Origin of the sequence: Roseivirga thermotolerans, from assembly GCF_014653175.1 — a bacterium.
Taxonomy (GTDB): Bacteria; Bacteroidota; Bacteroidia; order Cytophagales; family Cyclobacteriaceae; genus Roseivirga; species Roseivirga thermotolerans.
Genome location: NZ_BNAG01000003.1, coordinates 358,490 through 373,282, shown reverse-complemented (window position 1 = coordinate 373,282; position 14,793 = coordinate 358,490). Strand labels below are relative to the sequence as shown.

Annotated in this window: 15 protein-coding genes and 1 tRNA gene; 8 read left to right on the top strand and 8 right to left on the bottom strand. The window is 43.0% G+C overall.

Annotated features, from left to right (window positions below; genetic code table 11):
• The first annotated feature begins 110 nt into the window (after positions 1-110).
• A complete protein-coding gene (locus tag IE164_RS11735) occupies positions 111-731 on the top strand; it encodes a hypothetical protein (protein ID WP_189630427.1) in 621 nt (206 codons plus the stop codon).
• 210 nt (positions 732-941) lie between these two features.
• Here the strand turns inward: IE164_RS11735 and IE164_RS11730 are convergent.
• Positions 942-1,013: transfer RNA gene (locus IE164_RS11730), tRNA-Glu, on the bottom strand.
• A gap of 222 nt (positions 1,014-1,235) precedes the next feature.
• On the opposite strand from IE164_RS11730, the gene gap reads away from it, so the two are divergent.
• Together gap and IE164_RS11720 are read left to right on the top strand one after the other, a co-directional pair.
• On the top strand, positions 1,236-2,231 hold the full coding sequence (gene gap / locus IE164_RS11725) for a type I glyceraldehyde-3-phosphate dehydrogenase (protein WP_189630426.1): 996 nt from the start codon (positions 1,236-1,238) through the stop codon (positions 2,229-2,231).
• A gap of 452 nt (positions 2,232-2,683) precedes the next feature.
• A complete protein-coding gene (locus IE164_RS11720) occupies positions 2,684-3,295 on the top strand; it encodes a hypothetical protein (protein WP_189630425.1) in 612 nt (203 codons plus the stop codon).
• A 223-nt stretch (positions 3,296-3,518) separates the two neighbouring features.
• On the opposite strand, the gene IE164_RS11715 is transcribed toward IE164_RS11720, so the two are convergent.
• The 5 genes from IE164_RS11715 to ubiE form a co-directional block, all read right to left on the bottom strand.
• The gene (locus IE164_RS11715) at positions 3,519-6,122 is read right to left on the bottom strand and encodes a M1 family metallopeptidase (RefSeq protein ID WP_189630424.1); all 2,604 of its coding nucleotides are present in this window, start codon (positions 6,120-6,122) and stop codon (positions 3,519-3,521) included.
• Complete coding sequence (locus IE164_RS11710) at positions 6,122-6,703, bottom strand: hypothetical protein (RefSeq protein ID WP_189630423.1); 582 nt, start codon at positions 6,701-6,703, stop codon at positions 6,122-6,124. Before IE164_RS11710 ends, IE164_RS11715 begins: the two co-directional genes overlap by 1 nt.
• 1 nt (position 6,704) lies before the next feature.
• Positions 6,705-7,454, bottom strand: coding sequence for an SDR family NAD(P)-dependent oxidoreductase (locus IE164_RS11705; RefSeq protein ID WP_189630422.1), 750 nt, complete (start codon positions 7,452-7,454; stop codon positions 6,705-6,707).
• Positions 7,455-7,560: 106 nt separating this feature from the next.
• The gene (gene porT, locus IE164_RS11700; protein WP_189630421.1) at positions 7,561-8,301 is read right to left on the bottom strand and encodes a type IX secretion/gliding motility protein PorT/SprT; all 741 of its coding nucleotides are present in this window, start codon (positions 8,299-8,301) and stop codon (positions 7,561-7,563) included.
• Complete coding sequence (ubiE, locus tag IE164_RS11695) at positions 8,250-8,972, bottom strand: bifunctional demethylmenaquinone methyltransferase/2-methoxy-6-polyprenyl-1,4-benzoquinol methylase UbiE (protein WP_189630420.1); 723 nt, start codon at positions 8,970-8,972, stop codon at positions 8,250-8,252. The genes porT and ubiE overlap by 52 nt, the downstream gene beginning before the upstream one ends.
• A gap of 210 nt (positions 8,973-9,182) precedes the next feature.
• On the opposite strand from ubiE, the gene IE164_RS11690 reads away from it, so the two are divergent.
• Positions 9,183-9,797, top strand: a complete 615-nt coding sequence (locus tag IE164_RS11690) for a hypothetical protein (RefSeq protein ID WP_189630419.1) — start codon at positions 9,183-9,185, stop codon at positions 9,795-9,797.
• A 98-nt stretch (positions 9,798-9,895) separates the two neighbouring features.
• On the opposite strand, the gene IE164_RS11685 is transcribed toward IE164_RS11690, so the two are convergent.
• A complete protein-coding gene (locus IE164_RS11685; protein WP_189630418.1) occupies positions 9,896-10,324 on the bottom strand; it encodes an FKBP-type peptidyl-prolyl cis-trans isomerase in 429 nt (142 codons plus the stop codon).
• Between the two features lie 274 nt (positions 10,325-10,598).
• Here IE164_RS11685 and yihA point away from each other — a divergent pair, with 274 nt between their 5' ends.
• The 3 genes from yihA (at position 10,599) to IE164_RS11670 (ending at position 12,205) form a co-directional block, all read left to right on the top strand.
• Positions 10,599-11,189, top strand: coding sequence for a ribosome biogenesis GTP-binding protein YihA/YsxC (gene yihA / locus IE164_RS11680; protein WP_189630417.1), 591 nt, complete (start codon positions 10,599-10,601; stop codon positions 11,187-11,189).
• A 59-nt stretch (positions 11,190-11,248) separates the two neighbouring features.
• The gene (locus tag IE164_RS11675; RefSeq protein WP_189630416.1) at positions 11,249-11,686 is read left to right on the top strand and encodes a DUF5606 family protein; all 438 of its coding nucleotides are present in this window, start codon (positions 11,249-11,251) and stop codon (positions 11,684-11,686) included.
• 198 nt (positions 11,687-11,884) lie between these two features.
• The gene (locus IE164_RS11670; protein WP_189630415.1) at positions 11,885-12,205 is read left to right on the top strand and encodes a hypothetical protein; all 321 of its coding nucleotides are present in this window, start codon (positions 11,885-11,887) and stop codon (positions 12,203-12,205) included.
• A 221-nt stretch (positions 12,206-12,426) separates the two neighbouring features.
• Here the strand turns inward: IE164_RS11670 and fbp are convergent, their stop codons facing one another.
• Positions 12,427-13,419: a class 1 fructose-bisphosphatase gene (fbp, locus tag IE164_RS11665; protein ID WP_189630414.1), complete on the bottom strand. Its 993-nt coding sequence runs from the start codon at positions 13,417-13,419 to the stop codon at positions 12,427-12,429.
• A gap of 72 nt (positions 13,420-13,491) precedes the next feature.
• On the opposite strand from fbp, the gene IE164_RS11660 reads away from it, so the two are divergent.
• Positions 13,492-14,754 (top strand): aspartate kinase, encoded by a 1,263-nt coding sequence (locus IE164_RS11660; RefSeq protein ID WP_189630413.1) that lies wholly within the window; start codon positions 13,492-13,494, stop codon positions 14,752-14,754.
• Positions 14,755-14,793: the final 39 nt, after the last annotated feature.

Genomic DNA, 14,793 nt, shown 5'->3' with positions numbered 1-14,793 from the left:
TTGGTGAGAAAGTTGCCGGGTAAGGTTGTTCGAAAAGAGATGTGTTAAAATCAGGAAAGCTAATATATACAACCCCAAAAGTTTTAAGTTTGCAAGAGATTAATAATTATATGAAGAAGCTGTCTTTACTCATTGTAGTGGTTCTAATGTTTACCGGATGTTTTCCCGATGAAGACGGTCCGAACTACGAGTTTGTAAGTGGTGAGTTAACCCATACCATTGAAATTGATTGGTCTGATTTACCTCCCAACGAAGACATTGCCCGAACAGATCTGCTTAGCCTCAATGAGTTTATAGCTGTTTCTACCAACGATTTTGACGCTCCGGCCGGCAAGGCCATTATTGCCCCTCAACTGGTTGGTCTCTACTACGACATTAGAGGCATAGAAAGCGGCAACTCCATTGGCCTCTTTGAAGCCAGCCTAAGTGCTATTGCCGATGGTGGTTACACAGAACGTCTGACCGACTTTACCATTGTAGATGTTGAGAACACCATTACCCTGGACAACGACAACAACGAAGTATTTGCAGAGATCCCCATTTTTGATCCTGAAAACCCTGGCAACACCAATGCCAACGGCTTGGCTCTCATAACCACTACCATGGCCAGAGGAAGAATTAACATTAAGCTCGATGGCGTAGGTAAAAACATTCACCTGGTGACTTCCGGAGAGCGGTTTGAAATTGTACTCAAATTTGAGCTATTGGGAAGAATAGAGTCCGATCAGTAAGTTCTCTAAACCAACCAGCCCAATCAGGATTCCTCCTTACACTATCCTTTTATAGGCATTTTTTGATAGAAAGAGTAGAAATGAGTCGACACTCCAAGCTTCTTTGGCGACTCATGAACACCTTTCATTAGGAACGGACACAGCCTTCTGATTTCCTAATCTTTGAAACGAGCATAACAAAAAAAGCCCGACAAATGTCGGGCTTTTCAGCAGTCCCTAGGGGAATCGAACCCCTGTTTCCAGGATGAAAACCTGGCGTCCTAACCCCTAGACGAAGGGACCGTGTTAGGATTTTCACAACCTTAAACCAATTTGCCTCAGAGCTCCTTGATTTTCGGTGTGCAAATATAGATTTCGGTTTTTTATTTCCAAAAATATTTTCATTGAAATATTTCAATCGATTCCGATGGAACCCCTTTACGACAACATTGATTTATATTTGAAATGGCATAGGGCTTTCTTAGTTTTGCGCCACATCAATCACAAATAAAACCGTAAAAGGACATGTCTAAAATTAGAGTAGCCATTAATGGTTTTGGAAGAATCGGACGACTGACTTTCAAAGCGTTATTGAGCAAAGAAAACGTTGAAGTAGTAGCGATCAATGACCTGACCGATACTGCTACCCTTGCCCACCTGCTAAAGTACGATTCTGTACACGGCAAATTTGACGGCACTGTATCGTCTACTGCAGACGGCATTGTGGTCAATGGCAAGGAAATTAAAATCTACGCTGAAAAAGAACCAAAGAACCTTCCTTGGGGCAAGTTGGGCGTTGATGTAGTTCTTGAGTCTACTGGTAGATTCGTTGATGAAGAAGGAGCCGGAGGGCACTTGCAGGCCGGAGCCAAAAAAGTTGTAATTTCTGCTCCTGCCAAAGGCAACATCCCTACGGTAGTGCTTGGAGTAAACGAAGATATTCTAACCGGCAACGAAACCATTGTTTCTAACGCCTCTTGTACCACCAACTGCCTGGCTCCAATGGCTAAGGTATTGGACGATGCCTTTGGCATTGAAAAGGGTTATATTTCTACTGTACACGCTTATACGGCCGACCAAAGAATTCAGGATGCTCCTCACAAAGACTTGAGAAGAGCCAGAGCCGGAGCGGTTTCCATCATACCAACTTCTACCGGAGCAGCCAAAGCTGTAGGTTTGGTGCTTCCTCACCTAGCCGGCAAACTCGATGGTATTGCTTTAAGGGTCCCTGTGCCGGACGGTTCATTGACAGACCTAACTGTAGTGGTGAAAAAAGAAGTAACTGCCGAAGAAGTGAATGCGGCCATGAAAGCTGCCGCTGAAGGCCCAATGAAAGGCATTATTGAGTACTGCGAAGATCCAATTGTTTCTGTGGACATTATTGGAAACCCTCACTCAAATATTTTCGATGCAGAACTGACTGCCGCTGCCGGTACCTTGGTAAAAGTAGTAGGATGGTACGATAACGAAGCAGGCTATTCTAACAGAGCCGCTGACCTTATCGTTAAAATCGGTGGCTAATTAAAAAGCAAAGTGAATATAGAGCCCTGATGTTGCCATCAGGGCTTTTTTTATTTGAAACCTGTATCGTCCTGAAATAACCTTACACAAAAGAATGTGCAATGAATGAATATGTAAAGCGTACTCAAAGGGATTATTAGAACGGTTTAGGCAATTAGTTGTGGCTACCGGAAATGTGGTGGTTCAGAAAAACTTAGAATAAAATAGTAGGGTTACTCATTTAGATCGCATTTGTTAGGCCCAGTATACTAGCCATAAGCTGTGTCCTCACAGCGTCTTTTAACAACCATTTGTGAAGACACAAATGGAGGCAAGGTTCAGAAATGCGCTTCTTGCAACATAAGTAAGTAACCCTATAAAATAGTTTAATTTCTCCTCTCCGGAGAGCTATGCGATGTACCAAACAATGGTTCCAGGAGGAAAAGATACTTCAAAAATAGTCAACTCAGGCCATGGTTAACCGAATACTAATAGCCACATTCTTAATCGTTACTTCATTTCAAGCTTCAGCACAGCTATTCAAATACGAACTCAAAAGGAGACTTTTAAAAGAGTTTGATGAAGATAAAACGGAAAGCATATTACTCTGCATGGAGTTCTTCGAACACGAGCTCAGCACCTTCTTTAACCTAAGTGAGAACTCAGGGCAAGACCCTATAGCCATGTATATAGAATACACTGAAGAGAATTACCCCGAATTTGAAATACCATTAGACTTTTCGGCCCAACAGGAACTATATCAAAAGTTAGACACTCACTTTTTCATTCAAACCTGGGACTACGGACTTGCATCATACGGCCCGGACGGAACCACATATATCTTACTAAACCTGAAGTCAGGGAGCCCCTTATTTCACTATTTGAAGAAGAAGTCTAAAAAAGTTAAAACAGTTACTGACTACCTGAATCGTCTCAATATCGTAGGAGACATTAGTCCCGCTAGTATTGGCCAATTGGCTTCACTCATTCCTCTTGAACACCAGCAAAATATTGAACTTAGAATTTTGCTAACTTTCCATTACCTGACCTTAAATGATCGTATCAAACGAAGGGATAAAATGTAGAAACAAGTTTTATGAAAGTTCTTCACAAATCCCATCATCTATTCAGAACTCATAATAACTTCACAAAAAATTCATGCAATGCATTATGAACTAATCTAAACTCAGCTTAGTTTTACTCTTGAAATGACAAACCCGAGTCGCTATAAAATGGGGCAATAGATTAAATAAGTGACATCATCTAGTCAGAAAAATGAGATGAATAAAAAGCCGCTCGAAAGAGGGGTTATTTTTTTGCCGTTTTGTCAAGTATTTGGCTAGCCCTTCTAGCCATATCTACCGACTGCAAGATTTTCATTTTTAGCTGTTCATTGTATCGCGGCCTTTTTGCAAGGAAGTCATCTACCACTTTCACAACCTCATGTGAATTATGACTACCCAATGTCTGATCTAACCAACGAGTAGGGAAGAATATATCACCCGTTTGTTGAATCTCCTGCAATAATTCCAGACTTGGCAATATATAGCTTCTGGCCTGGTCTCTGCGCAGCGGATGATGAAGATTACTCAAAGCTGCTAGAACCCACGATTCTGTTTCGCGCATTTTCTCCTCTTTCAGGGTCTCAAAAAATGCATCGCGCACTGTGGCACTGGCCGAGAGTGTTGGAGCAATAAACTCAAATCTTTTTCTTGAATCAGGGTTTTTTATACGTTCCAACTGCTGAACCACAATGGCTTCGGCTCTTTCAGGTATTTTAATGGCCAGATCTTCGGCAAGGCCTATATAATCATTCTCCGATAAGTTGAGCCCCGAAATCTGAACCATACCATCTTTGGCCCAAATACTGTACAATCGTTGCAAGTTCACTGTTGTGGTAACCAACTGGCTGTAGGTGTTAAAGAATATTTTCTTGATTGACGGATCTTCGTGAATATCATTAAGGCAATGCAGCAAGGTTCTCTCTAAATCGGGAGCCAGATTGGCCCTTTGATCTTCCGAAATCAAATTCCAGTAAACTGACCGCAACTGCCCCAATGCCAGGTTGATGAGCAATTGATTTTTCTCTTTCATCAAAAACCACTTGAGCAACTCTATGTATTCGGTGGGTTTGTATTGACCTTCTCTCCCTATAAAGCCCGGTTCGAGCAAGTTCTCATACATGTTGATGAGAAGGCTACCCTTCTCTACTTCGTTAAGTCGTTCCCACTGACTCACAAGTAGGCTGTACGATGAGGAAAAAAGGCCATAACCCATGCCATTGGAGTTGGCCAAAGCCTCAAAATTCGCCCATTCGGCTCCCAATTTCACTTTATAGGGCTGGTCGGCACTTACCACTAACAGCTCTTTTCTATCCTTTTTATCGGCATTGAAGAGCTTCATTCTAAAACTCTGTGGCCAGGCCCTGTTTTTACCGGAAACATCTTTTTGGCTAAGTTGCAATTCGACTTGCCCTTCGTTGTTAATTGTTTCCAATTCAAATACCGGTCTGCCTGAGGTATTTACCCACACCTCGCTCCAACGCTTCAGGTCGACCTGTGTTCTTTTATCCAGAATTTCGATCAGATTGGGCCAGGTGGCATTCTTCATGCCGTAGGTTCTCAGATACTCTTGCATGCCCGACTGAAAGGCCTGTTCTCCCAGTAAGGACTCTAATTGACGCATCATAATTGGCGCCTTATTGTATATAATCGCTCCATACATTTGCCCCGCTTCATTGAGGTTAGGCAAATTCTGACGAATAGGGTTGGCTCCCTGAGTACGATCTACACCATAGGCCGATGGGTAATGTCTCACCAGAAAACTCAAATCGTGATTGATGTTGGGAAAACTTGGGTTGACCATTTTAGAGGCCATAAAATTGGCAAAGACCTCTTTGGTCCAAACATCGTTGAACCAGTCCATAGTCACCAAATTGCCAAACCACATGTGGGCTACCTCATGAGCAATGAGGCTTGCTCTGCCCAATAACTGATTTTGAGAAGGGTCTTTTTCCAAAAACAAACTATTGGCTCGGTATTGTATGGCTCCCACATGCTCCATTCCTCCATACTGAAAACTGGGAATTAGAGCAAAATCAAGCTTTTTGAAAGGGTATTCTATACCTGTATATAGCTCCAACCATTTGAGAGAGGCTGCGTGAAGAGAGAAGATGAGGTCTTTATTACGCTCCACCTTTTCTTCGTCCGTTTCTCTATGAAGCATGGTAAAAGTTCTACCATTAACCGTTTGTGTTACCCGCTTAAACTCTCCGGCAACAAAAGAGAAAAGGTAGGTGCTTATCAAATCAGACTCTTCGTAGATTATGTTCTTTCGATTATTCACTATACGAGCCAGCGAAACAGGTGCATTGGCTATAGCACTCCAATTAGTCGGCAGGTCCAGGGTAAGATTAAAACGGGCTTTCAGGTTGGGCTGGTCGAAGCAAGGAAAGGCAGTTCTTGCCCTATCGGGTACAAAGAGGGTATAAAGAAAGTCTTCCTTGCGGTTGAGAGAAGTTTCTCCAGCCCAAAAATTCACTTCTACTTTGTTGTATCCTTTCTGTAAGTTTTGGGCCTTTAAAACAATGTGTTCGTTGACTATCTCCAGCGGCTGGCTCTTGCCATTCACCACAAGACCTTTCAGGTGGCTTTGGGGCACTTTAAAATCGAGAGGCAGATCTCTGGAATTGTCCTCTAAATTGAAGGTAAGCTCTTCTAAAGCCTGTATTTGCCTACCAAATTCTTCGGGCACTCTAAACTCCAGTTTGTAATTGATGCCTGAAAGAACAGACTTTCTGTATTCCGCCAGCTCGAGTGAAACACCAATTTCAGGCGCTTCCAATTCTTTGGTATCGGAAGAACAGCCCAAAAGGCATGCGCCCAGCCAAACCACCAACAATAGTCTCTTCATTAGATAAGTATTAAGTCTTTTCTTAGTTCGGGAGGAATACCAAAGTGATCTCCCATAAAACCATCCATTTCATCTTTGGTCTCTTTAGACAGTAGCGCATTGAGTTCTTCAAGTGCCATTTCTCCAATTAAAAAGGGAGGCATCATGTCCATAACTAACCGATCGCCTTTGAAGCACGCCCCCATCTGATACTCCCTGAGTTCTTCCTTAGGGGTGCCTTTTATGAGGCAAGACGACAGCCAATGGTCCGGATTATCAGGTTCTTCTTCCATACGCTGTTGCAACTGGCTGAAGTTCATATTGCCCATCATGTAAGCCGACAGATTCTGCATGCTTTCGGCCGACATGGCTTCTTTCATTTCTTCATAACACTTGCTGCATATAGCATACTCAAACAAAACCTCTGTCTTTTTAAACTCCGGATAGCGCTTAAACACTTTTTCGATCATGTAGTGGCGCCCGCCATCCAAAACCTGATAGTCGCACTGAATGCAGCGTTCTATTGGGCCTCCGGTATCGGTATTGAGAAAAACCTGTGGTATAGGTATTCCGCTTTTTTCTTCGTTTTTATTTTCCTCCATTCTAAAGCGTTTTATGCACCATGGTAGAGGCCACCTGGGCGGTTGGCAGAATTAGTGTATCGGCAATGTTGACGTGTGCCGGACGTGTAACAATAAAGCGAATAAGGTCTGCAATATCATGAGCTGTGAGGGGCTCATATCCCTGATAAACCGATTCAGCTCTGGAACTGTCTCCTTTAAAACGTACCAAAGAGAACTCCGTTTCTACCAGGCCCGGACAAACCTGCGATACCTTAACTCCTGTACCCATCAAATCCATACGCATGCCATGATTGATGGCATCTACGGCATGTTTTGATGCGCAATACACATTGCCATTGGGGTACACCTCTTTACCGGCAATGGAGCCTACATTGACTACATGCCCGGTTTGCCGCTCTACCATACCCGGCACTATGGCCCGGGTCATGTACAACAAGCCCTTAACATTAATATCTATCATGGCGTCCCAGTCTTCCACATTGCCTTCGTGCAACTTAGACAATCCGTGGGCATTGCCTGCATTGTTCACCAAAACATCTACCGTTTGCCAACCATCAGGCAGAGCTACCAGAGCCTCATCCACTTCTTTTTTATGGCGAACATCAAACACCAGTAAGTGAGTGTCTACAGACACCAAACCGGCCAGTTCTTCTAGTTTCTCTTTCCTTCTTCCACACAAAATCAGTCGGAAACCCTCCTCGGCCAGTGCCAGGGCTGTGGCCCAACCTATTCCGGAACTTGCCCCGGTTATCAAAGCTGTTTTTTGCATTGTTTCTGTAGCTAGTAAAGCTCCAAGTTAATAGAAAATAGATGAAGCGCTAAGTGGAAATTACATGAAACACTTGCCGGTAAAAACTCTTAGAAGCAAAGGCGCATTAATCGGAGAAATGGAGATACAGTGAAAAATTATGGGTGGTAATACGCGAAATACCGTCATGGTAAAAGTTGCTGGAGTTGTTCATTACATTCATAAACCCTCTTGCATACCTGATTTCCGGAGAGAACTTAAAAAATTCGAAGTAGCGCTCTAGCCCAAAGCCTATCTCTGCTTTAGCATCCATTCTTCTTATCTCTAACCTGTCGGTGTTGGTCACAAGGTCTTCTTTGCCCGCTCTAAGCGAACCACTCACTCCGGCAATGATATACATACGCGAGTTTTCTCTCCGAATGGAGCGGTATTTTAAGAAAATTCCGGGTTCTACCCGGGTAGACTCTATGAGCTGTCTATCTACGCTACCATCTACATTATGATAGGCTACGGTATTCTGATAAAGACCAATTTTAACCGGCACAAGCCTTAGGGTAAACTGATCGGCCAGGCGAAAGTTGACCATAAACCCAAGGTTGAACCCGGCACTTTTTTCGGAGACTATGGAGTGAATCTGGTCGTACTGAGTGCTCTCAAAGGCCTCAGAATATCGAATACCGTAATAATTCTGATGTGCTCCCAGAAAAAAACCATACTGGGTTTTCTTCTTATCGCTATCTATGCGGTGCAAGGTAACCCCTTGCTTTCTGGACTGGGCTCCCAGTGCCGCACACACACAAAGTAAAAAGAGGGTAATTATTTTTGCCCTATGTAAATAGAACTGATTCCAAAAGTGAGTGGCCTGCATTCTACGTTCTTAAATCCAACTTCCGTAAGGATATTGAGAAAATCCTGTCCATCAGGAAAAGCCTCGACTGACTCCGGCAAATAGGTATAAGCCGATTGATCCTTGGAAATTATCTTGCCAATAATCGGCAGAATCGACTTAAAATAAAAATTGTAGAGCTGCTTCATGGGGAAGCGTTTTGGTCGTGAAAATTCAATAACCACAATCTTTCCTCCCGACTTCAACACTCTGCACATATCGCTGAGTCCCTGCTTTAGGTTTTCAAAATTCCTAACACCAAAAGCAACGATAGCCGCATCGAAGGTATTGTCATCAAAGAGCAGCTTTTCGCTGTCTCCCATCTGCATATCAATAATATGGTCAACACCTTTGCGCTCCATTTTCTTACGCCCCATTTCCAGCATGCCCTCAGAAATATCCACTCCCACTATCCGATCCGGGTTTAGGGCCAAAGCCTCTAAAGCAAAGTCTCCCGTTCCTGTGGCTACATCTAAAATTTGTTTGGGCTGGTCTTTTTTGAGCAATCGGATGGCCTTCTTTCGCCATAGAATATCTATTCCAAGGCTTAGAAAATGATTGAGGAAGTCATAACGTCTGCTAATGTTGTTGAACATTTCGGCCACCTGCTCTTTCTTCCCCGACTGCTTTTCTTTATAAGGCACTACTGTCATCTGCTCAAATTTGGGTGCAATAATACGAAGGAAACAGGGGGATTGGGCAATTTGTTAGAAAAAGCTTGGAATCAGCAGCATTATCCTATTCCGTTGTAATGCTTATTTTAGTGTGTGAGTCACTTTCTGTTTTCATGCACTACCACCAAATTGGGATTTTTTTCAACAGACTCTTTGGTCTTTTTTTAACCAGAACCTGAAAAACCTTTTATGAAACCTAAAACCAATCGCATCAAGCAACTCTTCACCGAAGGGTTCTTAATTGTATTCAGTGTGCTTTTCGCTCTTTTTATTGGCCAATTGGTAGAAAAAAGCAATGCCGAAAAGGCGAAGGAAAAGGCTCTTGATTACATCTATCAGGAGTTGGGAGAAAATTTCGTTACCCTAAAACGATGGACTGTAACCCATGGAAAAATTAGAGATAGAATAAGAAATATGGTGGCCAATGAGCAAGACAGTGTGAGACAGCTTTTGGTGAAAGGCCCACGAATGGATTTTGAAGTGATAACCGATGGCCAGGTTTTAATTGATGCACTTTTGACCGAAACAGCCTGGGAAGCGGCCAAATCTACAAAAGCGGCTTCCGATTTTGATTTTGAAGAAGTTCAGGCTTTTACCCGAATTTATGGGCTACAAAAAATCTTGATGGAAAACACCACTGCCAAGTTTCTGGAGGTGTACATGGATCGCCAAACGCACGAGAAAGAACATTTGGAAACTACGCTCATTCAGCTAAATCTGGTTATGGACGAAATGGTAGGGCAAGAACAAATGCTCTATTACATGATAAATGAATTGCTCAAAAAGCGATCGCTCACAAACTAAAAAGAGAGGCATTTCAGCGCGCCTGAGTTAACTTTCTTTACTGCGAAAGCCAATAGCGAACACTGCCACACCTCCCTTCGGGTGAACTCTTAGAATAGCTAGGCTATTTCAACCAACTCAATTTCAAACACCAGGTCTTTACCTGCCAATTGATGGTTGGCATCTATTACTACTTTGTCTTCTTCAACTTTAGCTACGGTTACGGGTACTTGTTGACCGTTGGGCTGAGTCATGGCCAATTGCTGACCTACCTCTGGCTTTAAATCGGGCGGCAAATTTGTCTTAGGCACATCAAAAATCAGGTCTTGTCTTGCTTCTCCGTAAGCCTCAGCAGCCGGAATTTCAGCCACTTTAGTATCTCCCATTTCCATACCGTCAACAGCCGCATCAAAACCCTTAATCATTTGTCCGGCACCAACCTGAAAAGCCAATGGTTCACGACCTTTAGAAGAGTCGAAAATGGTTCCATCTTTAAGCTTACCGGTATAGTGCACTTTTACGTTATCGCCTTTTTTTGCTTTTGGCATAATTTGTTGTTTTTGATTAATCCTCAATATCAAGGATTTGCAAAGGTACAGGTTTAGTATGGAAAGCAAAACCTCAGTCTAATTAGCATTAACACCCCCGAGCCAACACTTCTCCCATTCAGTGTTTATTTGGATGTAGCTCTAATGCCGTGTTTTCCGGCATGGCATCAGGCCAATTGTTCACAGCGTTCTCTGCAAGAGAAACAAATAGCAAGATAGAGCTGAAAGGTTTTTACCCTGATGGCAAACAAAGAATAAGCCCTAACTTTGCGAAATGTTCGAACAAGCCACATACCTGATAAGCAGCCCCAGCTACGACCAATGCCCAAAACCGGATAAGTTTGAGATTGCTTTTATTGGTCGATCTAACGTGGGAAAATCTTCACTCATTAATATGCTCACTGGGCGAAAGAACCTGGCCAAAACCTCAGGAAAACCCGGCAAAACACAGCTCATCAATCATTTCTTGATCGATGACTCTTGGTATCTGGTCGATTTGCCCGGCTATGGCTATGCCAAAACCAGCAAAAAAAATAGAGATGCCTGGGCATTGATGATCGAAGACTATTTGGTTCACAGAGAGAGCTTGCAGATTGTTTTTGTGTTGATTGACTCACGGCTGGACCCTCAAAAAATCGATTTGGAATTTATTACCTGGCTGGGAGAAAATGGAGTGCCTTTCGCTTTGGTGTTTACTAAGGCCGATAAACAATCCGTAAACAAGGGGCAACAAAACATGGCCAAGTTTAAGAGGGTGATGAAAAAAGACTGGGCCGAATTGCCTCCATTTTTTCTGACCTCTTCTGAGACAGGCCTGGGTAAAGAACAAATCACAAGCTATATTCAATCACTTCTTGAAAATTGATTTTTTGTTTGTCTTTCGATTGTACTAAAACTTACTTTGCCGCATAAATTGAGAACAATATGAATTTTGGTGAGATAGCAGCAGTAGCCGGAAAAGGCGGATTATTTAAGGTACTGAAACCCTCTAAAGCAGGTGTAATTTTAGAATCGCTCGATGATAAGAAAACCAAGCTGGTAGTAGGGGCCGATGCCAGAGTTTCAATTTTATCTGAAATCTCTATCTACACCCATACCCAGGAAGGCTCAACTCCTCTTATTGAAGTAATGCGAAAAATTCATGAAGAGTTTGAAGGAGATACGGGGCTGGATAAAAACTCAGACGGAGAAGAGCTGAAGTCTTTTTTAAAGCACATATTGCCCGACTATGATGAGGACCGCGTATATGTGTCTGACATCAAAAAACTGGTTACCTGGTACAACCTGTTGGCCAAAATAGCTCCTGAATCTTTTATGGAGCAGCCGGCAGATGAAGCACCAGAAGAAAAAGAGGCCGAGTAGTCGTCATTCTGAATTTATTTCAGAATCTACCTTTCAGCATGCAAAGACCATAAAACAAGCCTGCCTTTCGGCAGACAGGTTCAGGGTGACGATGAAATAACCAAAAACATACTAAGTGCCACCCGAAAGCGGTGGCATTTTTCGTTTTCTTAATACACCCATTAACAATTAGAAAAACTCTTTTACCTAAATTTGATCATGTCTGATTCTAAAGATATCAAGCAGAGTTTAAAGCTTTTCGAGAAGGATTTTCAGCTCGACAAGGATTACCTGCAACTGGCCAAAAAAAAGGAGTACACCTACGAAGAGGCGTTTTTAAAAATCATGCGAGTGGTAGAAGACCTCTTAGCCAAAGACTTTCAGCAACTGGTTAATGTGCTCTATAGAATCGATGTTTCCGAAGAAAAGCTCAAAGAAGCTCTGGCCACCTCTACAGACAACCCCGCCTCTGTTATTACCAAGATGATTATTGAACGCGAACTGCTAAAAGTGGAGTTCAGAAAGAAATACAGCAAGTAGCCAACCAATAAGCGCTTGCCTCTGGCTTAGGCAAAAGCAAGCTCCCCCATTGTCCACTATTCTTCCCCCTGTTTCTTCCGTGAACTGACGCTACTTCTCTACCTACCGCAAGGCGCCACCTTTGTGATCAGCTCATTACTGACACGAAAAACCATGAACCATGATCCATGAACTATAATCCGTGAACCATGAACTATAAACCATGAATCGTGAACCACAAACTACCTCGAAGCCTCTTCTACCATATGCTTGCTACCCACATAGAAGGGAACACGCTGGTGCAGACTTTCCGGCTCGATATCGAGAATTCGGTTCTTTCCGTCAGTAGCTTTTCCTCCGGCCTGCTCTGCAATAAATGCCAAGGCATTGCACTCATACATAAGCCTTAACTTACCGTTAGGTGCTTTGCTTGTAGATGGGTAAAAGTAAATACCTCCTTTGAGCAAGTTTCTATGAAAATCGGCTACCAATGAGCCAATGTAACGGGCAGAGTATCCGCGCTCCTTACATTTCTCTATATACTTCTTTACCTCGGGACCAAAGGAATTATACGAACCCTCATTTACCGAATAAATGGTTCCGTCCTTAGGCATTTTCATGTTCTGGTGCGAAAGTATGTATTCGCCAAGGCTTGGCTCATAGGTAAACCCATTGACCCCCTTGCCGGTGGTGTATACAAACATTGTAGACGAGCCATATAAAATATAGCCTGCCGCCACCTGATGTTTACCCGCCTGGAGCACATCTTCCATCTGCACAGGACTACCGAGGGGCGAAATACGCCTATATATACTAAAGATAGTACCGATAGAAACGTTCACATCAATATTAGACGATCCATCGAGAGGATCTATGGCGATAATGTATTTAGACCTGGGGTTGTTGAGATCAATAATGTCCTCATCCTCCTCAGAAATAATAGCGGCTACTTCTCCTCCTTTTTGGAGAGCTCTGGTAAACCGAATATTAGCAGCTACATCGAGGTTTTGTTGCTCCTCCCCTTGCACATTTTCCGAACCGTAGGCACCGGTGATGCCCGCTAAGCCGGCCCGGTTGATTTCCCGGTTCACTACCTTGCCTGCATAGGCCAAATCGCGAATCAGTTGTGACAATTCTCCGGTGGCATATTTAAATGCCTCTTGGTTCTTGTTTATGAACCTGTCGAGATTAGAGCCTACCGGAAGGGCAATTCTCGAATTTTCAGCTTTTCCCATGGGTGAGTTATAATTTGATTCTAATCAAACGTTAATAACTTGCGCGAAAATAGTAAAATTTAAAAAGGTCACTTGAAAGTATTTAAGTTTGGTGGAGCTTCTGTAAAAGATGCCCAGTCGGTACAGAACATGGCTCGCATAATTGCGGCACACCAGAATGAGCAGTTGGTAGTTGTGGTTTCTGCTATGGGTAAAATGACCAATGCCTTCGAAGCCATTTTAGCAAAAACCATTGATCAGGAACCTTTTGAAGAGGCCATTGAAGACGTAAAGAACTTCCACTTATCTATTGTAAAAGGGCTGGAAATTGCTACTCAAAAGCAGCTTCAGGAAGACCTGGAAGAGATTTACGAGCAATTGGTGATGCGGCTAAACAGTTACAGTTCGGCCACCGGCTATGATTTTATCTATGATCAAACCGTATCGCTTGCCGAGGTTATATCCACCAAAATTATTTCGGCTTACCTAACCCATCAAGGCATTACCAATGAATGGGTAGATGCTCGCAAAGTGGTAAAAACCAACAACACACACCGGCAGGCCATGGTAGATTGGGGTGCCAGCCAGGCCATGATTAAATCGCAAGTAGTTCCGCTACTCAAAGACAAGATAGTGCTCACGCAAGGGTTTATAGGAAGTAATGCCAAGTATAATACCACTACACTTGGTCGGGAAGGCAGCGATTTTAGCGCAGCTATATTTGCCACTTGCATGAACGCAGAGTCGGTAACCATCTGGAAGGATGTTCCCGGAGTGCTCAATGCCGATCCTAAAAAATTTGAAAATACCAAACTCTATGAGCGACTGCCTTATAAAGAGGCAGCCGAAATGACTTACTATGGTGCTACGGTTATTCATCCCAAAACCATCAAACCACTTGCACAAAAGAAAATCCCACTGTTTGTTCGCTCTTTTCAACAGGTGGAAGCCAGTGGCACGGTAATCGAAGAATGCCAGGTGCCCAACTTAAACCCGGCCATCATTCATAAAGACAAGCAAACGGTTATTTCCTTTAAAATCAGCGACTTTTCATTCATTAATGAACATCACATCTATACCATATTTGAGCACATCAAACGACTGAACCTATCCATTAATCTCATGCAAAATTCGGCCATTACTTTTACCGTTTGCATGGATGACAACCCCAAAAAGCGCGAGCAGTTGCGCACGGCTCTTATGGAAGAATTCAACATTTACTACAACGAGGGCTTGGAAATGATTACCGTAAAGAACTACAATCAAGAAACAATTAACGAGTTGATGCAGGGCAAGCAGGTGATTATTGAACAGCGTTCCAGAAATAACTTCCAGATGGTTTATAAAGTTAACTAGATATTGTTGATGCCATTTAGGGAATGATCTGTAACTATT

Bases quoted from the DNA above. Each gene is read 5' to 3' on its own strand.
- IE164_RS11735 (WP_189630427.1), top strand. From the start codon at position 111: ATGAAGAAGCTGTCTTTACTCATTGTAGTGGTTCTAATGTTTACCGGA.
- gap (WP_189630426.1), top strand. From the start codon at position 1,236: ATGTCTAAAATTAGAGTAGCCATTAATGGTTTTGGAAGAATCGGACGA.
- IE164_RS11720 (WP_189630425.1), top strand. From the start codon at position 2,684: ATGGTTAACCGAATACTAATAGCCACATTCTTAATCGTTACTTCATTT.
- IE164_RS11715 (WP_189630424.1), bottom strand. From the start codon at position 6,122: ATGAAGAGACTATTGTTGGTGGTTTGGCTGGGCGCATGCCTTTTGGGC.
- IE164_RS11710 (WP_189630423.1), bottom strand. From the start codon at position 6,703: ATGGAGGAAAATAAAAACGAAGAAAAAAGCGGAATACCTATACCACAG.
- IE164_RS11705 (WP_189630422.1), bottom strand. From the start codon at position 7,454: ATGCAAAAAACAGCTTTGATAACCGGGGCAAGTTCCGGAATAGGTTGG.
- porT (WP_189630421.1), bottom strand. From the start codon at position 8,301: ATGCAGGCCACTCACTTTTGGAATCAGTTCTATTTACATAGGGCAAAA.
- ubiE (WP_189630420.1), bottom strand. From the start codon at position 8,972: ATGACAGTAGTGCCTTATAAAGAAAAGCAGTCGGGGAAGAAAGAGCAG.
- IE164_RS11690 (WP_189630419.1), top strand. From the start codon at position 9,183: ATGAAACCTAAAACCAATCGCATCAAGCAACTCTTCACCGAAGGGTTC.
- IE164_RS11685 (WP_189630418.1), bottom strand. From the start codon at position 10,324: ATGCCAAAAGCAAAAAAAGGCGATAACGTAAAAGTGCACTATACCGGT.
- yihA (WP_189630417.1), top strand. From the start codon at position 10,599: ATGTTCGAACAAGCCACATACCTGATAAGCAGCCCCAGCTACGACCAA.
- IE164_RS11675 (WP_189630416.1), top strand. From the start codon at position 11,249: ATGAATTTTGGTGAGATAGCAGCAGTAGCCGGAAAAGGCGGATTATTT.
- IE164_RS11670 (WP_189630415.1), top strand. From the start codon at position 11,885: ATGTCTGATTCTAAAGATATCAAGCAGAGTTTAAAGCTTTTCGAGAAG.
- fbp (WP_189630414.1), bottom strand. From the start codon at position 13,419: ATGGGAAAAGCTGAAAATTCGAGAATTGCCCTTCCGGTAGGCTCTAAT.